Origin of the sequence: Actinosynnema pretiosum (genome assembly GCF_024171695.1) — a bacterium.
Taxonomy (GTDB): Bacteria; Actinomycetota; Actinomycetes; order Mycobacteriales; family Pseudonocardiaceae; genus Actinosynnema; species Actinosynnema pretiosum.
The window spans coordinates 757,817-775,656 of record NZ_JAMTCF010000001.1 but is presented as its reverse complement, the minus strand read 5'-3'; the positions used below and the strand labels follow the sequence as shown (position 1 = coordinate 775,656).

Sequence of the window (17,840 nt, the reverse complement as noted above, 5' to 3'; positions counted from 1 at the left end):
GCGGGTAGGCGCCCGCGCGGGGTCAGCCGATCTCCTTGACCAGGTCGTCCCAGGAGCGGAGGGCCGCCTGCAGCGGGCTGACCTCGTCGGCGCCGACCGCCTTCTCCATCGCGACGATCAGGTCGATCAGCCGGTTCTCCTCGGCCCGGTCCGCGACCTTCCGGTAGAAGGCGCGCCACCCCATGACGTTGGCGAGCTGGCTCGAACTGGAGAGCTGGACGTGGGTTGTCCCGCCGCGATCGGCGATCCGGTCGCGCAGCGCGGTGCTGAAGCCGCCCCGTTCGTGCTCCACCAGGTTGTCCAGGTAGTACACGATCCTCGTGTACCTCTCGAAGTACCTGTCCTCGTCCTCGGTGGACCGCCGCGCCCCGCTTCCGCTGGTGCCCATCATCAGGAACTGCCAGGTGTGGTCGAGGTTCTTGAACATGTCGCCGTCGCCGAGCCCGCTGATCCTCCTCTCGCGCTGGGAGGCGGCGAAGTGCTCCAGGCTGACCCAGTCCGCGCCGGAACTGAGGATCTTGGTGGCGTAGTGGAAGTCCTTGCCGTTGCCCGTGTTGTAGGTCTTGAGCCGGTGCGCGTTCTTCTCGGTCAGCGAGTTGCCCAGCAGGGTCGACGCCTGCACGTCGCACGCGCGGTAGAGCGCGACGTTGTCCGGCGTGTGCAGTTGTCCGAGCAGTTGCCGGTTGAAGTTGTAGACCTGGAACGGCAGCAGCGACAGCGGGGCCTCGGGGACCAGCTCGGACAACGCGGTCACTTCCCGGTGAACGCGCAGGGCGAGCCGCACCAGCGACGGGGGGACGTTCCGCGCGCTGAAGAACGGCAGTTCGGACATGCTGGTGGCGGCGTAGCGGAGCCTGGCCTTCGTCACGCTCTCCTCGGCCAGCGCCGACTCGACCTCGATGAGGACGTCCAGCGCGGACCGGGTCAGCTCGTGGACCTCGCCGGGGAAGTCGCCCCTGCCCGCCAGTTCCGCGGCCACGACGTTGCGGAACCTGCCGAGCGACCCGCTCAGCTCCTCCAGGCGCGTCGCGATCCCGCAGGTGGACGCCAACGTCAACTTCTCGGCGTACATCTCGTTCAGCGCGTTGGCGCGGATGGTCGTCCGGTAGGCGATGATGTTGGGGAGGATGTGCTTCTCGTACCGGGCTTGCAGGTTCTCCGGCACTCCCTGCGAGAAGGGCCGCGGCTGCCAGTGCCCGCGCGCCTCGGCGGGCCGTCGCGCTGACGAGTAGGCGAGGCGGACCTCGGTCATCCCGGTGGTGAACAGCGTGCGCTTCGCGCCGGGCACGACTGCCAGCGGTGAGTCCCGGATGGCCGTGTTGATCTCGCCGATCGCGCCGGTGTCCGCCACGAGGAGTTCGTGGTTCGGGTTGTCCAGGCCGGTGACCACCCGGTGGTCGTCGGACCTGGCGTAGGTCCGATCGTCCTCGGGCGCCGTCGTCACCGCGAGCCGCTGGACCGCGAGCCGCTGGACCGGGGCGCCCGCCAGCGCCATCCCGGCCCGCCGGTTGCCCACGACCCGCTGGAGCGCGCTGAAGTGCGCGGGGCTCAGCGGTCTCGGCCGCGCCGGACCTGGAGCGGGAACGACCACCGGCTCCGCCACGCCCCCGGCCTGCGCGGGACGGCGTGCCGGTGGCCTGCGAGTCTCGTCCGCGAGCTCGTCGAGCATGGCGGCTCCTCCTCGTCGTGGTCATCCCATCCTCCTCACCGGGACAATCGCGCGTCCCGACCTCCGCGCTCGCCCGACCGGCCTCGGACTCGCTGACCGGTCGGGGCCGCGCCTCCCGCATCAGCCGACCTCGCCCGCGCCACCGGTAGCCCGTTCGGCGGGTACCGGATCCGAGCCCGCTAACACCGCCCCCGCCTCCCGCGAACCCACTGGCACGGGCAACCGGGGCGACAGGTCGGGGGAGTGGCGCGGTGGGGCGGGCGAGGATGACCGGAGGACGCGCGAAGAGCGCGGCGACCACCGCACTGCTGGTGCTGCCGTGCCTGGCGGTGGGCCTGATCGCGCTCCTGGGCCACGACGACGTCCTGCCGGGCCGGGCAGGCGCCGCGTCGGGTGTGGCGGCGTCCAACGCCGAGGCGACAGCCGGGACCACCACGACCGGCGCGTCCGAGCCGAGCACGGCCGAGCCGACGCCGTCCCCCACCACCGCTGTCAGCGCCACCACCACCACCACCACCACCGCGCCGCCGAACACCCCCGAGCAGCCGGTCGAGCCGATCCCGCCCCTCGACACCCCCGCCCCCGACGACCTGGACGGCCGCTGGGTGGCGCAACTGTTCTCGGTGGCCGTGGACCAGCCGCCGAGCGTGCTGGAAGCCCGCCTGCTGGAGTTCTCGCTGCGCACCGGGTCCGACATCCCCGTGCTGCTCAGCTCCGACTACTCCGCACTGCGCCCCGGCTACCTGGTCGGCTACCACCCCGGCCCGTTCGCCGACTCCGCCGCCGTCACGGCCTGGTGCGCCGACCTCGGCCTGCCCACCGCCGACTGCCTGCCGAGGCAGCTCACCCGCTGACCGCAGCGCCCCCGCCAGCCGCCGCGCCCCCGCCCCCAGCACCCTCGACCACCGGCCCGGTCGACCCCCGCACCACCAACCGCGTCTCCAGCGTCAGGTGGTGCTCCCCGCCCCCGCCCTCACCCCGGATCAGCGCGATCAACCACTCGATCGCCCGCCGCCCCATCTCCTGGATCGGCTGGTCCACCGTGGTCAGCGGCGGCGTGCACAGCGCCGAGTCCGGCAGGTTGTCGAACCCCACCACCGACAGGTCCTCGGGCACCCGCAACCCCAGCCCGCGCGCCGCCTCCACGGTCGCGATCGCCGACAGGTCGTTCGCCGCGAACACCGCCGTCGGCCGGTCCGCCGACGTCAGCAGCTCCCGCGCCACCCCCAGCGACACCGCCGGGTCGTACCCGCCGACCCGCACCAGCGACTCGTCCACCGCCACCCCGGCCTCGACCAGCGCCCCCCGCCACCCGGCCTCGCGCAGCTGCGCGGACTGCAGGTCCGGCCGCCCGGCCAGGAACCCGATCCGCCGGTGCCCCAGCGCCAGCAGGTGCGAGGTGGCGGCCCACGCGCCGCGCAGGTTGTCCGAGTCGATCGTCGGCACCCTGGACGGCCCGGTGTGCGGGTCGACGGCCACCACGGGCGTGCCCGGCAGCCCCTCCAGCACCACCGCCGGGGTGACCACCACGGCCCCGTCGACCAGCGTCCCGCTCAGCCGGGACAGGTACCGCTTCTCCCACCCCGCCTGGTCGCCGCCCGCCGAGTACACCACCAGCTCGTACCCGCTGCCCCGGATCGCGCCCGCCGCGCCCTTGAGCAGCTCGGTGCTGAACGGCTCCAGGTCCGCGACCAGCACCCCGATCACGTTGGTCCGGTGGTTGCGCAGGCTCTGCGCCACCAGGCTGGCCTCGTAGCCGAGCTCCTCGATCACCGCCCTGACCCGCGCGGACGTCGCGGCGGCGACCCCGTGCCGCTGGTTGATCACCTTGGACACGGTGGCCACGGACACGCCCGCCCGCGCGGCGACGTCTCGGATGGTGGCGCGGGGACCGGGCTGCACGTCCCGCAGACTACCGAAGTAAAACGTTATCGATAACGATTGACACGAGATTTTGCCTGGGGCCAGACTCGCTGGCAGCTCAGCCCATGCACGTCCTACTCGGCCGACGACGTCAGGAGTGGACCCCCATGCGCTTACCCCGAGCACTGGCCGCAGCGGCGGCGCTCGCCTTGCTCGCTTCCTGCGGCGGCCCGGCTGCCCCGCAGGACCCCACCGGTCCGATCACGCTCACCTGGTGGCACAACGGCACGTCCGACCCGATCAAGACGGTCTGGCAGGACGTGATCACCGACTACCAGGGCAAGAACCCGGACATCACGATCGAGGCCCAGCCCATCCAGAACGAGGGCTTCTCCACCAAGATCCCCCTGGCGCTCCAGTCGCCCACCCCGCCGGACGTCTACCAGCAGTGGGGCGGCGGCGACCTGGCCTCGCAGGTCACCTCAGGCAAGCTCGCCGACATCACCGACGCCAGCAAGCCGTGGATCTCCACCATCGGCGACTTCGCCAAGGGCTGGCAGGTCGACGGCCGCCAGCTCGGCGTCCCGTTCGCCCAGCACGTCGTGGGCTTCTGGTACCGCGAGGACCTGTTCGCCCAGGCCGGGATCACCACCCCGCCCACCACGATCGCCGAGCTGAACGGCGCCGTCGCCAAGCTCAAGGCCGCCGGGCTCGCCCCGATCGCGGTCGGCGGCAAGGACCGCTGGCCGGACGCCTTCTACTGGAACTACTTCGCGGTCCGCGAGTGCTCGCAGCAGACCATCGAGTCCTCGGTGAAGAACCTCAAGCTGGACGACCCGTGCTGGGTCAAGGCGGGCCAGGACCTGGTGGACTTCCTGGAGACCGAGCCGTTCCAGGAGGGCTTCAACGGCACCCCGGCCCAGCAGGGCGCGGGCAGCTCGGCTGGCCTGGTCGCCAACGGCAAGGCCGCGATGGAGCTCCAGGGCGACTGGAACCCCGGCACCATGTCCTCCCTCACCGAGGACAAGGACCTGGACGGCAAGGTCGGCTGGTTCCCGTTCCCCACCGTCCCCGGCGGCCAGGGCGACCCGGCCGCGGTGCTCGGCGGCGGTGACGGCTTCTCCTGCACCACCCGCGCGGCCAACGCCTGCGCGAAGTTCCTGGAGTACCTGACCGGCCCGGAGATCCAGAACAAGCTCGCCGCGGCGGGCACCGGCCTTCCGGTCAACGAGGCCGCCGTCAGCGCGCTCAAGACCGAGAACCTCAAGACCGTGGCCGAGCACGGCCGCAACGCCCCGTACGTGCAGATGTACTTCGACCGGGCCTTCCCGACCGACGTGGGCGCCGCGCTGAACGAGGCCGTCGCGAACCTGTTCGCGGGCCAGGGCTCGCCGCAGGGCATCGTCGACGCGGTCAACGAGGCGGCGGACGGGGCGAAGTGATGCCGGTGGCGCGCAGGCTGGAACTGGCGCTGCTGCTGACCCCCGCGCTCCTGCTGTTCGGGCTGTTCGTCCTGGCCCCCATGGCGATCGCGGGCTTCTACAGCGCCTACGACTGGAACGGCTTCGGCCCGCTCACCGACTTCGTCGGCTGGCGCAACTACGCCGACGCGCTGACCGGGAAGGTGTTCCAGGACGCCTTCTGGCACAACGCGGTCATCGCGGTCCTGTCGATCGCGGTGCAGCTGCCGCTCAGCATCGGCCTCGCGCTGCTGCTGAACCGCCGCCTGCGCGGTCGGGCGGCCCTGCGCGCCATCGTGTTCGCCCCGTACGTGCTGTCCGAGGCGATCACCGCCGTGGTGTGGCTGATGGTGCTGCAACCCGGCGGGTTCGCCGACCGCGTGCTCGGCGCGGTCGGCCTCGGCGACCTCGTGCAGCAGTGGCTCGCCGACCCGGAGGTGGTGTTCTACACCCTGTTCGGCGTGATCACCTGGAAGTACCTCGGCTTCGGCATCATCCTGCTGCTGGCCGGGCTCCAGGGCATCCCCGAGGAGCTGCGCGAGGCCGCCGCGCTGGACGGCGCGAGTCCGTGGCAGACCACCAGGCACGTGCTGCTGCCGCTGCTCGGCCCGACCGTCCGGATCTGGGTGTTCCTGTCGGTGATCGGCTCGCTCCAGCTGTTCGACCTGGTCTGGATCATGACCCTGGGCGGTCCGGCGAACGCCTCCACCACCATGGCGACCTACCTGGTGGACCACGGCTTCAAGCGCTACGAGATCGGCTACGGCAGCGCCGTCGCGGTCCTGGTGTTCGTGGTCTGCTTCGCGTTCGCCCTGCTGTACCAGCGCTTCGCGCTGCGCCGCGACACCGAGGGGGCGCTGGGCTGATGGCCGCCACGCACACCAGGACCGGCCTCGCCGCCGGGTACACCGCCGCGATCGCGGTCGTCGGGATCACCGTCGTGCCGCTGCTGTTCGTGGTGCTGGGCGGTTTCCGCACCAACGCCCAGATCAACGACGACCCTGCGGGCCTGCCCGCGCCGTGGGTGCTGGACAACTACGCGTCGATCCTGGGCTCGTGGGAATTCTGGCGCTTCCTGGGCAACAGCGCCACGATCGCCCTCGCCGCCACGGTCCTCGCGGTCGCCTGCGGCTCGGCGGCGGGCTTCGCCCTGTCCCGCTACCGCTTCGCGGGCCGCGAGGCCGTCTACACCCTGTTCACCCTCGGGCTGCTGTTCCCCGTCGGCCTGGCCGCGCTGCCGCTGTACCCGTGGCTGCGCCAGCTCGGCCTGCTGGAGTCCGCGTGGGGCGTGGCGCTGCCGCAGGCCGCGTTCTCCCTGCCGGTCACCATCGTGATCCTGCGCCCGTTCATGCGGGCGATCCCGCAGGAGATCGAGGACGCCGCCACGCTCGACGGCGCGACCAGGCTCGGCTTCTTCTGGCGGGTCCTGCTGCCGCTGTCCACGCCCGCGCTCGCGACGGTCGCGGTGCTGGCGTTCGTCACCAGCTGGAACGCGTACCTGCTGCCCCTGCTGGTGTTCAACGACCAGACCAGCTTCACCCTGCCGCTGGGCGTGGCGACCTTCCAGGCCCAGTACTCGCAGGACACCGCGCGCGTGCTCGCGTTCACCGCGCTGTCGATGCTGCCCGCGCTGGGCTTCTTCGCGCTGGCCGAGCGCCGCATCGTCGGCGGTCTGGCCGGTTCGGTGAAGGGGTGATCCCGTTGCCGAAGGGGTGATCCCGTTGCCGCGCAACGGGATCACCCGGCTCACGCGTCCCGCCGCGCGAACACGGCCCCGGCCGCCGCCAGCGCGGCGGCGGCCCAGGCCGCCATGACCAGCCCGCCGGTGACCGGCGGCAGCGCCTCGCCGTGGAAGTCCGCGCCCGCGAACATCCGCACCCCCGCGAGGTCCGGCAGGTACTTCGCGTGCGGGGTGACGCGCAGCAGCAGGTAGCTCACCGACACCAGCGTGCCGTTGATCGTGAACACCACCACGGGCACCAGCCCGCTGCGCGCCACCACCGCCACCGCGAACGCCATCAGCGCCGTCAGCACCCAGTACACGACCGTCCCGGCGGCCCGCCCGTGCGAGCCGTCCGCGCCCCAGCTGCCCTCGACGGTCAGCACGGTGGCGACCGCCGTCCCGGCCAGCGCCGCGACCGCCACCACGACGGTGAGAGCCTTGGCCAGCAGCAGCACCCACCGCCGGGGGACCGCCGCGAGCGTGGTGGCGAGCTGCCCGTTCCCGTGCTCGCTGCTGATCACCACCACCCCGAGCACCACGCCGCCCACCGCCCCGCCGGGCAGCCCCGCGAACGCCAGCACCCCCTCGCCGCCCGCCGCCCGGTTGATCAGCAGCAGCGCCAGCGGCACCAGCACGCCGACCCCGAACGCGACCGGGAAAGCCCGCAGCGACACCAGCTTCCGCGCCTCCGCCGCCAGCGCCGCCGCGATCACGCCGCACCCCCGGTCAGCGCGAAGAACGCGTCCTCCAGGCTCCCGCGCGCCCCCACGACCTGCGCGACGGTCCCGGCGGCGACCAGCTTCCCCCTGTCCAGCACCACGACGTCGTCCGCCACCGCTTCCGCCTCGGCCACCAGGTGGCTGGACAGCAGCACCGTCCCGCCCCGGTCGGCGAAGTCCCGCACCAGGCGCCGCAACCACCTGATGCCCTCGGGGTCCAGCCCGTTCACCGGCTCGTCCAGCACCAGCACCTCCGGGTCGCCCAGCAGCGCGGTCGCCACCGCGAGCCGCCGCCGCATCCCCAGCGAGCACGCCCCGACCTTCACCCCGCCCGCGTCCGGAAGACCAGCAATCCCGAGGACTTCCTGGACGCGGGTGAGCGGAATCCTGTTGCTGCGCGCCACCCACGCCAGGTGCGCCCGCCCGCTGCGCGCCGGGTGCGCCCCGTCCTCCAGCACCGACCCGACCACCCGCAGCGGCCACCGCAACCGCGCGTACGGCAGCCCGTTCACCAGCGCCCGCCCCGAATCCGCCCGGTCCAGCCCGAGCAGCACCCGCAACGTCGTGGACTTGCCCGCCCCGTTGGGCCCCAGGAACGCGGTGACCCGTCCCGGCGCGGCGTGAAAACCCAGTTCCCGCACGGCGAAGCGCCCGCCGCGCCGCTTCGTCAGCTCCTCGACCTCGATCACGCGCCCAGCCTGCGGCCCGCGCGCCGGACCGGCATCAGCCGAAAGTTGACTCCTGCCCGGCGAACCCGGTCCGGTAGGCCAGCACCACCAGCTGCGTCCGGTCCCGCACGCCGAGCTTGTCGAACACCCGGCTCAGGTAGGTCTTCACCGTGGCCAGGCTCAGGAACAGCTCGGCGGCGACCTCCTCGTTCGACAGCCCGCGCACCACCCCCGCCACGACCTGCCGCTCCCGCTCGGCCAGCGCGTCGAACGGCGTCGGACCGCCGGGCCGGGCCGCGTACCCGGCGACCACCCGCCGCGCGACCTCCGGCGACAGCACGGAGTCCCCGGCACGCGCGGCCCGCAGCGCCCGCAGCACGTCCTGCACCGGCGCGCTCTTGAGCACGAACCCGCAGGCCCCGGCCCGCAGCGCCCGGTCGACGTACTCGTCGAGGTCGAACGTGGTCAGCACCACGACCCGCGCCTGCGGGACCCGCGCCCTGATCAGCCGGGTCGCCTCGACCCCGTCCAGCACCGGCATCCGGATGTCCACGAGCACCACGTCCGGCCGCAGCCGCACCGCCGCGTCCACCGCCTCCCGCCCGTCCCGAGCCCGCCCGACCAGCAGCAGGTCCGGCGTCGCGCCGACCAGCGCGCACAGCGCGTCCCGCGCCACCTCCTGGTCCTCGGCGACCAGCACCCTGATCCGCTCACCGCTCAACGGGGATCACCGCCCGCAGCGCGAACCCCTTGCCGCGCAACGGTCCCGCGCTCACCCCGCCGCCGAGCAGCTCCACCCGCTCCCGCACCCCGACCAGCCCGAACCCCGGCGCCGCACCACTTCCGCGCCCCTCCCGGCCCGCCGACCCCCCACCGCTGTCGACCACGCTCACCTCGACCCCTCCGCCCCGCCGCGCCACCCGCACCGAGCACCGCGCGCCCACCGCGTGCTTGCCCGCGTTCGTGAGCCCCTCCTGCACCACCCGGTACACCGCGAGCCCGACGGCGGCGGGCAGCTCCCCGCCCCACTCGCCTTCCAGGCGCAGCTCGGCCTCCACCGGGCTGTCCCGCACGAGCGCGGCGAGGTCCCCGATCCCCGGCTGCGGCCCGCTCTCCCGCACCCCGCTCTCCCGCACGGCGCCGAGCACCGCCCGCAGCTCGCCCATGGCCCGCTTGCTGGTCCGCTCCACCTCGTCCAGCCCGCGCCGCAGTGCCTCCGGGTCGCCGAGGTGCGCGGCGACCCCCGAGGTCAGCGCGATGGCCCCCAGCGAGTGCGACACCACGTCGTGCACCTCCCGCACCACCCGCAACCGCTCCGCCACCACGGCCCGCTCGCCCTCGGCCCGAGCCGCCCGCGCGGCCTCGGCCCGCTCGCGCCGCACCGAGGCGCCGAGCTGCCAGGCGGCGGCCAGCGCCAGCAGGGACACCATCACCTGCCGCACCACCACCCCCGGCTCCTCCTCGGTCCCGGTCACCAGCAGCACCGCGAGCACCCCGCCCAGCACCGCCCCGACCCGCCGCGTCGACCCGCCGTACCGGACCGCCACCGGGTGCAGCACCCAGGCGGCGGCCAGGAACGGGTCGTGCCCGAGCCCGACCGCCCAGCCGATCGCGGTGACCACCGAGACGAGCGCGAACCCCACCACCGGCAGCCGTCCGCGCAGCAGCACCCCGAGCACCAGCGCCACCACGAGCACCACGTGCAGCGCGGCGTTCCCACCGGGCGGCAACCAGAACACGACGACGCACAGCGCCGCCACCCCCGCGTCGGCCAGCACGGGACCGTTCCCGCGCCCGCTCAGCCCTGTGCCTGGCCGCGCGCCAACCCGGCCCGGAACCACGCGGGCGCGGTCTCCGGGTCCCTGGGGAACCAGCGGTTCTCGGTGGCGTAGTCCAACCCGGTGGGCGCGACCTGGAACACCGGCGCCTCGTCCCGGTTGTAGCTGATCGACCACTCGTGCGGCGGGTCGAGCACGTAGGAGAACCCGACCCAGGACCCCAGCCCCTCGACGTGCATCCCCTTGCGCAGCAACTGGAACAGCTCCCACACGTCGGGCGGGAAGTCCCAGCGGAGCGTGGTCCGGTCCGGCATCAGCACCCCGGCGCTGGCCTCGCTGTGCCGCCCGACCACCGAGGCCCGCACCACCAGCTGCGCCCACCCCGGTGGGAGCGTGGGCAGCACCATCGTCGTGATGTCGTCCAGCACGTCCTGCTGCTCGTCAGCCGAAAGCGGCTCCGCTACTGCCACCGCTTCAGTGTAATCGGGGACGTCCGCCGACCAGGCCGGATCGAGCGGCCGGAACCGCGCCCGGTCGACGCGGACCCCTTGGCGCGCAACGGACTCGTGGGGGTGCTCCGATCGGCCCAGCCGGACGCGGCTGGGTGTAGGGGGCGGTCCGGCCGGACGTGACCGGGCGTCGGGGGGCGGTCCGGCCGAGCGTGACCGGGCGTCGGGGGCGGTCCGGCGGGTGAGTGTCCGGCCACCGGACGTGGCTCGGCGGGGGCGGCTAGCCGGGCACGGCTCGGTGCTGGATGCGGTTCGCCGGGGGCGACCACCGGGCGCGGTCCGCCGCTGGGCGTGCTCCGGTCGCGGGTGTCCGGCGACCGGCGTGTTCTGCAGGTGGGCGTGCTCCGGTCGCAGGTGTCCGGCCACCGGGCGTGTTCCGCCGGTGAACGTGCCCTGCCCGCAGGGTGTCCGCCCGCCGGGTGCCCCACCCGCCGTGCATCCGGCCACCGGACGCGCTCCACCGCTGGACGTGCCCCGGTAGCCGCGCGTTCGCCCGCTGTGCGCGGCCCGTTGGCGCGGCTGTGGTTCGGTCGCCGGATGTGGTCGGCCCGCGCCCCCAGTCCTGCCCCCGGCCCTGCTCCCGGTCCCGCTCCCGCCTCAGGTCAGTTGGAGGCGACCCGCTGCGGTGGCAGCTCGACCGCCGTCAGCGGCCGGGACCCGATCCGCAGCACCACCTGCGGCACCACCGCCCCGCCCAGCGCCCGCCGCAGCTTCTGCGGTCCGCAGTCGTCGCGCCGCACCGTGAGCCCCAGGCAGGCCCCGGCCAGCTGCACCCGGTGCAGCGCCTGCCCGGCCTGGACCTCGGCCTCGGGTCCGTCGGTGAACGTGCACAGCACCGCGACCAGCGGCGCGTCCGCGACGCCCAGCCAGGCCATCTCCTCCTTGTCCACCGCCTGCAACCAGGCCCGCTCCCGCTGGGCCGCCCGCTGCAGCGCCTGCCTGCGCGCCAGCGGCACCGGGACGCCGGGCAGCGGCTCGGCCTCGGGCGCTCCCGAGGCCGCGAGCAGCCGCTTGGTCTCCTCGTCGGGGTCCCTGGTCCCGCCCAGCCGCACCACGGCCAGCGCGCCGGGCACGTCCGGCGGGCGCAGCGTCACCAGCGCCCGCACCCCCCGGTCCTGCAGCGCGAGCCGCAGCACCAGCAGCGCCGACCCGACCGCGAGCCGAGCGTCGAGCCGGTCGCTCTCGGCGTGCAGCTCGATCCGGTCGGCTGTCAGGCGGAACCTGCACGAACGACCGCCCGCCGCAGCCGCGGCGGTCAGCACGTCCGCCACGTCGCGCCCCGCCAGTCCCAGCGCTCCGGTCATCGCGCGCCACCTCCGTTCCCGTTCAACCACTATCCGGCGAGGACGCGGGCCCGCACACCGCCGAAAGTCCTCGTTGGACCGGGCCGGACGCGCCCGGCCACTGAGGACCGCCCGTTCGCAGGACAGCGGACCGGCCCGCGAAGCAGGACCCTGGACAGGTGGCTGACGTTCCCCGTCCCCGTCCCCGGCGCGGTCGCACCACGCACCCGGAGGTGCCGATGAGACTCCTGCCCGGCCCCAACCCGCTGGCCAGGGCGGGGGACCGGCTGGTCGGCGCGCTGTTCGGCCTGGTCTGGGTGGTCGCCGCGATCGGGATGCCGGTCGCGGGGGCGGTGGGCACCCGAACCCACGACCGGCTGTCCGACCTGTCCGACCAGCAGACGGCCACGACCGTCCCGGCGCGAGCGGTGCTGCTGGCGGACTCCCCCACGTCGGACTCGTCGACCATCGGCGCGGGCCACGAGCGCACCCCGGTCCCCGCGACCTGGCGGGCCCCGGACGGCACGCCCAGGCGGGGTGAGGTGGAGGCCGGGAACGACCTGGCGGCGGGCGCCGCGGTGCCGGTGTGGTTGAACCAGTCGGGTGAGCCGGTGCCCGAGCCGTTGACCAGCGGAGACGCGCTGCTGGGCGCGGCGGGCGCGGGTCTGGGCACCTGGCTGGCCCTGGTGGCGACGGCGACCGGCTGCGGCGCGACCGCGCACGTCGTGGTGCGCAGGGCGCACTTGCGCGCTTGGGAGCGGGAGTGGGCGCGGGTGGAGCCGTCTTGGCGGGGTGGGTGAGGGGGCGATGTGACCGGGTGGGACGGGTGAGGTGATGTGACCGAGGTGGGACGGGATAGGGCGGTGTGATCGGGTGGGGCGGGGGCGAACGAGCGGGCAGGGTGCCACGAGTCCGTCCCGAACGGACCGCTGCCAACCGGGCAACCCGGATTGGAAACCCGATGCTCAAACCCAGCCGCCAGCCTGCACGCGCACTCCGACGAACAAACCCTTCCGCCGCGCTGCCCGCACCGCACCGCGCTGCCCGCACCGCACCGCCCATCTCAGCGCGCCCACTTCGCCGCCGATCCCACCTTGCCGCCGCCCCACTCCGGCACGCTCACCCGTCTTGCACACTCACCGACATCGGAGCCCTCACCCATTTGCACCCACCCTGGGCGCGTCCCATCGCCGATTCGCTGGCCGCTGGCCGCTGGCCGCTGGCTGCTGGCTGCTGGCTGCTGGCTGCTGGCTGCTCGCCGCTCGCCGCTCGCCGCTCGCCGCTCGCCAACGGTCCGTTCATGTTCGGCCCGGCAGCGAACGGTCCGTTCACTAACGACCCGTCCCTGCTGATCGGCCAGTGAATGGTCCGTTCGCCGGGTGCTGCCTGGTGAACGGTCCGTTCGCTCGTGGCCCATTGCCCGCTGATCGGCATGTGAACGGTCCGCACGTCGGGTTTATGGCAGGTGAACGGTCCGCACATCAGGTGACGTCCGGTGAACGGTCCGTTCGCTCGTGGCCCGTTACCTGCTGATCGGCATGTGAACGGTCCGCACGTCGGGTTATGGCGGGTGAACGGTCCGTTCGCCGGGGTCACGGCTGGCCAGTGGTCCGTTCGCTCGCGTCCTGCTCGCCCAACGGACCGTTCACCCGCGCCCCCCTCACAACGGGTCCACCACCTCATCCAACCCCCGCCGAGGCGTCAAAGGCAGCTCCGCCGCCCCAGGCAGCACCCACCCCAACCGCAGCACCACCTGCGGCACCACATCGCCCCCGAACACCGCTCGCCCCACCTCGTGCCTCGCCTCGTCCACCTCCAGCGGCTGGGTCAGCGGGCAGGTCGCCATTCCCGCCGCCGTCGCCGCGAGCAGGACCGCGCTCATCGCCTCGCCCGACCGCAACCGCCCCAGCGCGTCGTCGCGGATCGTGCCCAGGACCAGCAGCGCCGCCTCGTCGCGCTCCGCTCCCGCGCCCGGCGGCTGCGCCAGCTCGCCCACCGGGAACTCCCGCATCCGCACCACCCCGCGCCCCGACCCGGCCGCAGGCACGCTCGCCGCGGGCACGCCGTCCGGGCTGCCGCCGTGCCTGCCGGTCCAGTTGCGCAGCTCCCAGCGGTACACCGGGTCCGCCGACTGCACCGCCGCCGCCACCGAGATCGCGGGCACCAGGTGCGCGGGCCCGGCCACCCGCGCCACCACGCCCTCCGCCTCGGCGATCCGCTCCAACCGCTCCAGCGCCGCCTCGGGCGCCGACCAGTTCGAGTAGTCCCGCCGGTCCGTCCGCCTCCGCCGCAGCGCCGTCGCCATCCTGATCTCCGCGGCCGTCGGCACGTGCCGCGCGAACTCGACCGTCGCCAAGTGCCCTGGGTCGTCCGGGCTGGGCAGCCTGCGCACCAGCGCCCGCCAGCCCACGGCCGCCAGCGCCACCCGCAGGTGGTGCAGCGCCGCTCCGCAGCTGAGCAGCAGGTCGGCGCCGTCGGGGTCGACGCCGGGCAGCCGCCGTCCGGCGTCGGCGTGCAGCTGCACGCTGCGCGCGCCCACCCGCCACCGCCACGGCTGCGTGTTGTGCACCGACGGCGCGCGGCAGGCCAAGGTCACCGCGGCTCGCACTGTCGCCGCGTCGGGTTGGCCCCGGTTCATCGCGCCTCACCTCCAAATCCCCACTTTCGACGCTGGCATTCGGACGCACCCCCCACACAGGGGCGGAGGTCCCTTCCGGGGCGGGCACCAACGGCCCTGTGGCCCGCGCCCGCGAAGGACGAGCCTGGTGGTGCACTGGAAAGCCGTGTGGGGAGGCCGAGTCTGATGGACGAGGGTTCGGAGCGGGAGGACAGCGAGCGCGGCGCGGACAGCGCGAGCGCCGCCAGCCGCAACTCGCTGGCGCGTCCCGGCGACCTGCTCGAACGCGTGGTGATCGCGATCGCCGTGCTGCTCGTGCTGCTGGCGCTGCCCGTCGCCGCCGCGATCGGCTCCGAGGTGCACTCGATGCGCTCGGACTTCATCGCCACCGACGTCGCCGAGAAGCACCCCGCGACCGCCACCCTCGTCGAGGACGCGCCGGTCGTCGCGGGCGTCACCGGCCTGGAGAACGTCGAGGCGCGCGCCGAGTGGACCACCCCCGGCGGCCTGACCCGCACCGGCCTGGTGGCCGCTCCCAACGGCAGCCCGGCGGGCGCCGAGGTGGAGGTGTGGGTGGACGGGCTCGGCGGCCTGGTGCCGCCACCGCCGCAGTCGGACGGCGCGGTGCTGGCCGGGGTGACCGTCGCGCTCGGCCTGTGGGCCGGGTTCGCGGGTGCGATCGTGCTGGCCTGCATGGTGCTGCGCGCGGTGCTCAACCGCTTGCGCGCCACCGAGCTGGAGCGCGAGTGGGCCCGCGTCGAACCGGTCTGGACCAGTCGTGCGTGAGGTCGACGTCGCCTCGCTGATGACCGCCGACGTGGTCGCGGCCAGCCCGGCGACCCCGTTCAAGGAGCTGGTGGCACTGCTGGTCGGCGGCGGTTTCGGCGCGGCGCCGGTGCTGCTCGACGGCCGCCCGGTGGGCGTGGTCTCGCGCGGCGACCTGCTGGCCAAGGAGGAGTACCGGGGCCGCGCCGAGCTGAGCCCGTTCGCCGGTCCCGAGGCCCGCCGCCGCTGGAGGCGCGCGCACGGCACCACCGCCGCCGACGTGATGACCACCCCGGTGATCACCGTCCGCCCGCACGACCCGGCGCGCCTTGCCGCCGCCGTGCTGGCCGAGGAGGACGTGCACCGGGTGTTCGTGGTGGACGACTCGGGCAGGCTCGTCGGCGTCCTCTCGCGCGGCGACCTGCTCCGGCCGTTCCTGCGCGCGGACGCCGCCCTGCGCGACGTCGTGGAGGCGGAGCTGGCCCGCAGGGGCCTGGCGGACGTCGTGGTCGAGGTGGACGGGGGCGTGGTCGTCCTGGCCGGTCTGCTGGAGCACCGCTCCGACGCGGAGGCCGCCGTGCGCCTGGTCGACTCGGTGCCCGGCGTCGTCGGCGTGCTCGACGGCATCGCGCACCGCGACGTGGACGCGGTGGCCGACTGGAGACCGGACGAAACCCTTGTCGGACAAGGGGAAGTGGTGAAGGCTGACAAATTCCGCTGGCTGGACGACGCGCCCGCGCCGTTCCCAGGCGCGCGGACCGGGGTCCCGGAGTGCGGTGAGGCCGAGCTGCCCGACGGCGGCCCGGCGCGGTGGCAGGGCGGAGCGGTGCGGTGGCGCGGAGGAGCGGCGCGGTGAGCACGGTCGTGGTCGGGGTTGACGGCAGCAGGACGGCGTTGCGCGCGGTCCGCTGGGCGGCGTCGGAGGCGAGGGCGCGCGACGTCCCGCTGCGCCTGGCCCACGCGGAGATGCCGCTGCCGCAGGGGATTCCGGGTCTGGACGACCGGACCAGGCAGGAGATGCACGAGCAGGCCCTGGTGTGGCTGGACGAGGCGGCGGGCCAGGCCGGGGGAGTGGCGGTCCAGTACCGGGCCCAGATCGCGCTCGCGGCCCCGCTGCTCACGGCCGAGTCCGAGCGGGCCGACCTGGTCGTGCTGGGCTCCAGGGGCGTGGGCGGCCTGACCTCCCTGCTGCTGGGCTCCACGGCCGTCGCCGTCGGCGCGCGGGCCGCGTGCCCGGTCGTCGTCGTCCCGGACCGCGACCCCGTGCCCGGCCCGGTGGTCTGCGGGGTCCGCTCGGTCGACGACACGGTCGCGCTCGCGCGGGCGTTCGAGCAGGCGCGCGGCAACCGCCTGGTTGTGGTGAGCACCTGCCGCCCGCCGCTGCTGGCCGGTGACGACGACCCGCAGGGCGACGCGGACCGCAGCGCCCGCCTGGCGCGCGTGGTGGAGCCCTGGCGGCGCCGCTACCCGGACGTGCGGGTGGAACTGGTGGTGCGCAGGGAGCGCGCCGCGTGCGCGCTGCGCGAGCAGGCGCGGGGCGCCTCCCTGGTCGTCGTGGGCAGCCGGGGCAGGGGCACCCTGGCGGGCTGGCTGCACGCCTCCACCAGCCAGGCCCTGCTGCACCGCGCCACCTGCCCGGTGATGGTCGTTCCGCTCAAGGCGGCCAGCGTGCCCACCCTGAAGTAAACCGAAGCGGCGCAACGACAACGGGAGCGGAGGCCACGGCCACCGCTCCCGTTCCCTTTGCGCCCCAGCACTTCCACGACCCACGACGCACGAACCGCGACCCACAACCCACGACGCGCGAAAGAGCGGGGGCGCTCGCACGCCCCCGCTCTCCCGGCACAGTCAGCTCAAGCAGCTCTCCAACGCCACCCCAAAGGCACCCCTCCGGTCCCCGGTGGTCACCGGCTACACCACCAGCCCGCGCTCCGCGAACTGCTCCCGCACCCTGGCCACCAGCGCCGGGGTCGGCGTCGGCGTCCCGGCCAGGGGGAACTTGATCCCCAACTCCTCGTACTTGCTCGCACCGAGCTTGTGGAACGGCAGCACGTCCACCCGCTCCACGTTCCCCAGCGACGCGGCGAAGTCCGCGACCCCGGCGACGTTGTCCTCGGCGTCCGTGTGCCCCGGCACGAGCACGAACCGCACCCACACCGCCTTGCCCAGATCCGCCAACCGCCGCGCGAAGTCCAGCGTCGGCGCCACCTCGCCGCCGGTCACCCGCCGGTAGGTGCCGGGGAACCACGACTTCACGTCCAGCAGCACCAGGTCGACGTCCGCCAGCAGCTCGTCCGACGCCCGCATCCCCAGGTACCCGGAGGTGTCCAGGGCGGTGTGCATCCCCCACTCCTTGGCCCGCCGGAACAGCTCCCCGGTGAACACCGGCTGGAGCAGCGGTTCCCCACCGCTGACCGTGAACCCGCCACCGGCGACCTGGATGAACCGCCGGTACGGCTCGGCCTCGGCCATGATCTCCTCGGCCGTCACCACCGTCCCGTCGCGCATCTTCCACGTCTCGGGGTTCTGGCAGTACAGGCACCGCAGCGGGCACCCGCTGGTGAACACCACGAACCGGGTCCCCGGCCCGTCGACCGCCGTGGCCAGGTCCCAGGAGTGGACCGTGCCGCTGATCGGCTTGGGCTGCCCGCCCCTCGGCTGCATCGCGCCTGTCATCATCGGGTGCACCGAACCCGTCGTGGTCGGGCCGACCAGTGTGCTCGTCATCGGAGTCGCCCCCGCTATCGGCGTAGGTGTGGCTGTGGGTGTGGCTGTCGGCATCGGCA

At 74.1% G+C, this 17,840-nt stretch carries 18 protein-coding genes; 8 read left to right on the top strand and 10 right to left on the bottom strand.

Annotated features, from left to right (window positions below; genetic code table 11):
• Window positions 1-22: 22 nt before the first annotated feature.
• Complete coding sequence (locus LV78_RS02870) at window positions 23-1,669, bottom strand: hypothetical protein (RefSeq protein WP_253843101.1); 1,647 nt, start codon at window positions 1,667-1,669, stop codon at window positions 23-25.
• Window positions 1,670-1,935: 266 nt separating this feature from the next.
• Here LV78_RS02870 and LV78_RS02865 point away from each other — a divergent pair, with 266 nt between their 5' ends.
• Window positions 1,936-2,523, top strand: coding sequence for a hypothetical protein (locus tag LV78_RS02865; protein WP_253843099.1), 588 nt, complete (start codon window positions 1,936-1,938; stop codon window positions 2,521-2,523).
• Here LV78_RS02865 and LV78_RS02860 read toward each other — a convergent pair.
• Entirely contained in the window at window positions 2,513-3,571 is a 1,059-nt protein-coding gene (locus LV78_RS02860) for a LacI family DNA-binding transcriptional regulator (protein ID WP_253843098.1), read from the bottom strand. The genes LV78_RS02865 and LV78_RS02860 overlap by 11 nt on opposite strands.
• A gap of 128 nt (window positions 3,572-3,699) precedes the next feature.
• Here LV78_RS02860 and LV78_RS02855 point away from each other — a divergent pair, with 128 nt between their 5' ends.
• The 3 genes from LV78_RS02855 to LV78_RS02845 are packed head-to-tail and all read left to right on the top strand — an operon-like array spanning window position 3,700 to window position 6,688.
• Entirely contained in the window at window positions 3,700-4,974 is a 1,275-nt protein-coding gene (locus tag LV78_RS02855; RefSeq protein ID WP_253843097.1) for an extracellular solute-binding protein, read from the top strand.
• On the top strand, window positions 4,974-5,858 hold the full coding sequence (locus LV78_RS02850; protein WP_253843095.1) for a carbohydrate ABC transporter permease: 885 nt from the start codon (window positions 4,974-4,976) through the stop codon (window positions 5,856-5,858). The genes LV78_RS02855 and LV78_RS02850 overlap by 1 nt, the downstream gene beginning before the upstream one ends.
• Window positions 5,858-6,688 (top strand): carbohydrate ABC transporter permease, encoded by an 831-nt coding sequence (locus LV78_RS02845; RefSeq protein WP_253843094.1) that lies wholly within the window; start codon window positions 5,858-5,860, stop codon window positions 6,686-6,688. Before LV78_RS02850 ends, LV78_RS02845 begins: the two co-directional genes overlap by 1 nt.
• A 50-nt stretch (window positions 6,689-6,738) precedes the next feature.
• Here the strand turns inward: LV78_RS02845 and LV78_RS02840 are convergent, their stop codons facing one another.
• The 6 genes from LV78_RS02840 to LV78_RS02815 all read right to left on the bottom strand — a co-directional run bounded on the left by LV78_RS02840 (window position 6,739) and on the right by LV78_RS02815 (window position 11,693).
• Complete coding sequence (locus LV78_RS02840) at window positions 6,739-7,428, bottom strand: ABC transporter permease (protein ID WP_253843092.1); 690 nt, start codon at window positions 7,426-7,428, stop codon at window positions 6,739-6,741.
• Window positions 7,425-8,123, bottom strand: a complete 699-nt coding sequence (locus tag LV78_RS02835) for an ABC transporter ATP-binding protein (protein ID WP_253843091.1) — start codon at window positions 8,121-8,123, stop codon at window positions 7,425-7,427. Before LV78_RS02835 ends, LV78_RS02840 begins: the two co-directional genes overlap by 4 nt.
• A gap of 34 nt (window positions 8,124-8,157) precedes the next feature.
• Window positions 8,158-8,823 (bottom strand): response regulator transcription factor, encoded by a 666-nt coding sequence (locus LV78_RS02830; protein WP_253843090.1) that lies wholly within the window; start codon window positions 8,821-8,823, stop codon window positions 8,158-8,160.
• Window positions 8,813-9,880, bottom strand: a complete 1,068-nt coding sequence (locus LV78_RS40530; RefSeq protein WP_308208662.1) for a sensor histidine kinase — start codon at window positions 9,878-9,880, stop codon at window positions 8,813-8,815. The genes LV78_RS02830 and LV78_RS40530 overlap by 11 nt, the downstream gene beginning before the upstream one ends.
• Before the next feature lie 20 nt (window positions 9,881-9,900).
• Window positions 9,901-10,350, bottom strand: a complete 450-nt coding sequence (locus tag LV78_RS02820; protein ID WP_253843088.1) for a hypothetical protein — start codon at window positions 10,348-10,350, stop codon at window positions 9,901-9,903.
• A 641-nt stretch (window positions 10,351-10,991) separates the two neighbouring features.
• Window positions 10,992-11,693 carry a hypothetical protein gene (locus LV78_RS02815; protein WP_253843086.1) on the bottom strand — a complete coding sequence of 234 codons (702 nt, stop codon included), beginning with the start codon at window positions 11,691-11,693 and terminating at the stop codon, window positions 10,992-10,994.
• Window positions 11,694-11,911: 218 nt separating this feature from the next.
• Between LV78_RS02815 and LV78_RS02810 the strand changes: the two genes are divergently transcribed.
• Window positions 11,912-12,472: an Rv1733c family protein gene (locus tag LV78_RS02810; protein ID WP_253843084.1), complete on the top strand. Its 561-nt coding sequence runs from the start codon at window positions 11,912-11,914 to the stop codon at window positions 12,470-12,472.
• Window positions 12,473-13,332: 860 nt separating this feature from the next.
• On the opposite strand, the gene LV78_RS02805 is transcribed toward LV78_RS02810, so the two are convergent.
• The gene (locus LV78_RS02805) at window positions 13,333-14,310 is read right to left on the bottom strand and encodes an Acg family FMN-binding oxidoreductase (protein WP_253843083.1); all 978 of its coding nucleotides are present in this window, start codon (window positions 14,308-14,310) and stop codon (window positions 13,333-13,335) included.
• A gap of 165 nt (window positions 14,311-14,475) precedes the next feature.
• Between LV78_RS02805 and LV78_RS02800 the strand changes: the two genes are divergently transcribed.
• The 3 genes from LV78_RS02800 to LV78_RS02790 are packed head-to-tail and all read left to right on the top strand — an operon-like array spanning window position 14,476 to window position 16,740.
• Window positions 14,476-15,075 (top strand): Rv1733c family protein, encoded by a 600-nt coding sequence (locus LV78_RS02800; RefSeq protein ID WP_253843081.1) that lies wholly within the window; start codon window positions 14,476-14,478, stop codon window positions 15,073-15,075.
• Window positions 15,068-15,910 (top strand): CBS domain-containing protein, encoded by an 843-nt coding sequence (locus tag LV78_RS02795; RefSeq protein ID WP_253843080.1) that lies wholly within the window; start codon window positions 15,068-15,070, stop codon window positions 15,908-15,910. Before LV78_RS02800 ends, LV78_RS02795 begins: the two co-directional genes overlap by 8 nt.
• Window positions 15,907-16,740 (top strand): universal stress protein, encoded by an 834-nt coding sequence (locus tag LV78_RS02790; RefSeq protein ID WP_253843078.1) that lies wholly within the window; start codon window positions 15,907-15,909, stop codon window positions 16,738-16,740. The genes LV78_RS02795 and LV78_RS02790 overlap by 4 nt, the downstream gene beginning before the upstream one ends.
• 225 nt (window positions 16,741-16,965) lie before the next feature.
• Here the strand turns inward: LV78_RS02790 and pflA are convergent, their stop codons facing one another.
• Entirely contained in the window at window positions 16,966-17,781 is an 816-nt protein-coding gene (gene pflA / locus LV78_RS02785) for a pyruvate formate-lyase-activating protein (protein ID WP_253843076.1), read from the bottom strand.
• Window positions 17,782-17,840: the final 59 nt, after the last annotated feature.

Excerpts from the sequence above, each read along its gene's own strand:
- LV78_RS02870 (WP_253843101.1), bottom strand. The coding sequence starts at position 1,669 with ATGCTCGACGAGCTCGCGGACGAGACTCGCAGGCCACCGGCACGCCGT.
- LV78_RS02865 (WP_253843099.1), top strand. The coding sequence starts at position 1,936 with ATGACCGGAGGACGCGCGAAGAGCGCGGCGACCACCGCACTGCTGGTG.
- LV78_RS02855 (WP_253843097.1), top strand. The coding sequence starts at position 3,700 with ATGCGCTTACCCCGAGCACTGGCCGCAGCGGCGGCGCTCGCCTTGCTC.
- LV78_RS02850 (WP_253843095.1), top strand. The coding sequence starts at position 4,974 with ATGCCGGTGGCGCGCAGGCTGGAACTGGCGCTGCTGCTGACCCCCGCG.
- LV78_RS02845 (WP_253843094.1), top strand. The coding sequence starts at position 5,858 with ATGGCCGCCACGCACACCAGGACCGGCCTCGCCGCCGGGTACACCGCC.
- LV78_RS02815 (WP_253843086.1), bottom strand. The coding sequence starts at position 11,693 with ATGACCGGAGCGCTGGGACTGGCGGGGCGCGACGTGGCGGACGTGCTG.
- LV78_RS02810 (WP_253843084.1), top strand. The coding sequence starts at position 11,912 with ATGAGACTCCTGCCCGGCCCCAACCCGCTGGCCAGGGCGGGGGACCGG.
- LV78_RS02805 (WP_253843083.1), bottom strand. The coding sequence starts at position 14,310 with ATGAACCGGGGCCAACCCGACGCGGCGACAGTGCGAGCCGCGGTGACC.
- LV78_RS02800 (WP_253843081.1), top strand. The coding sequence starts at position 14,476 with ATGGACGAGGGTTCGGAGCGGGAGGACAGCGAGCGCGGCGCGGACAGC.
- pflA (WP_253843076.1), bottom strand. The coding sequence starts at position 17,781 with ATGACGAGCACACTGGTCGGCCCGACCACGACGGGTTCGGTGCACCCG.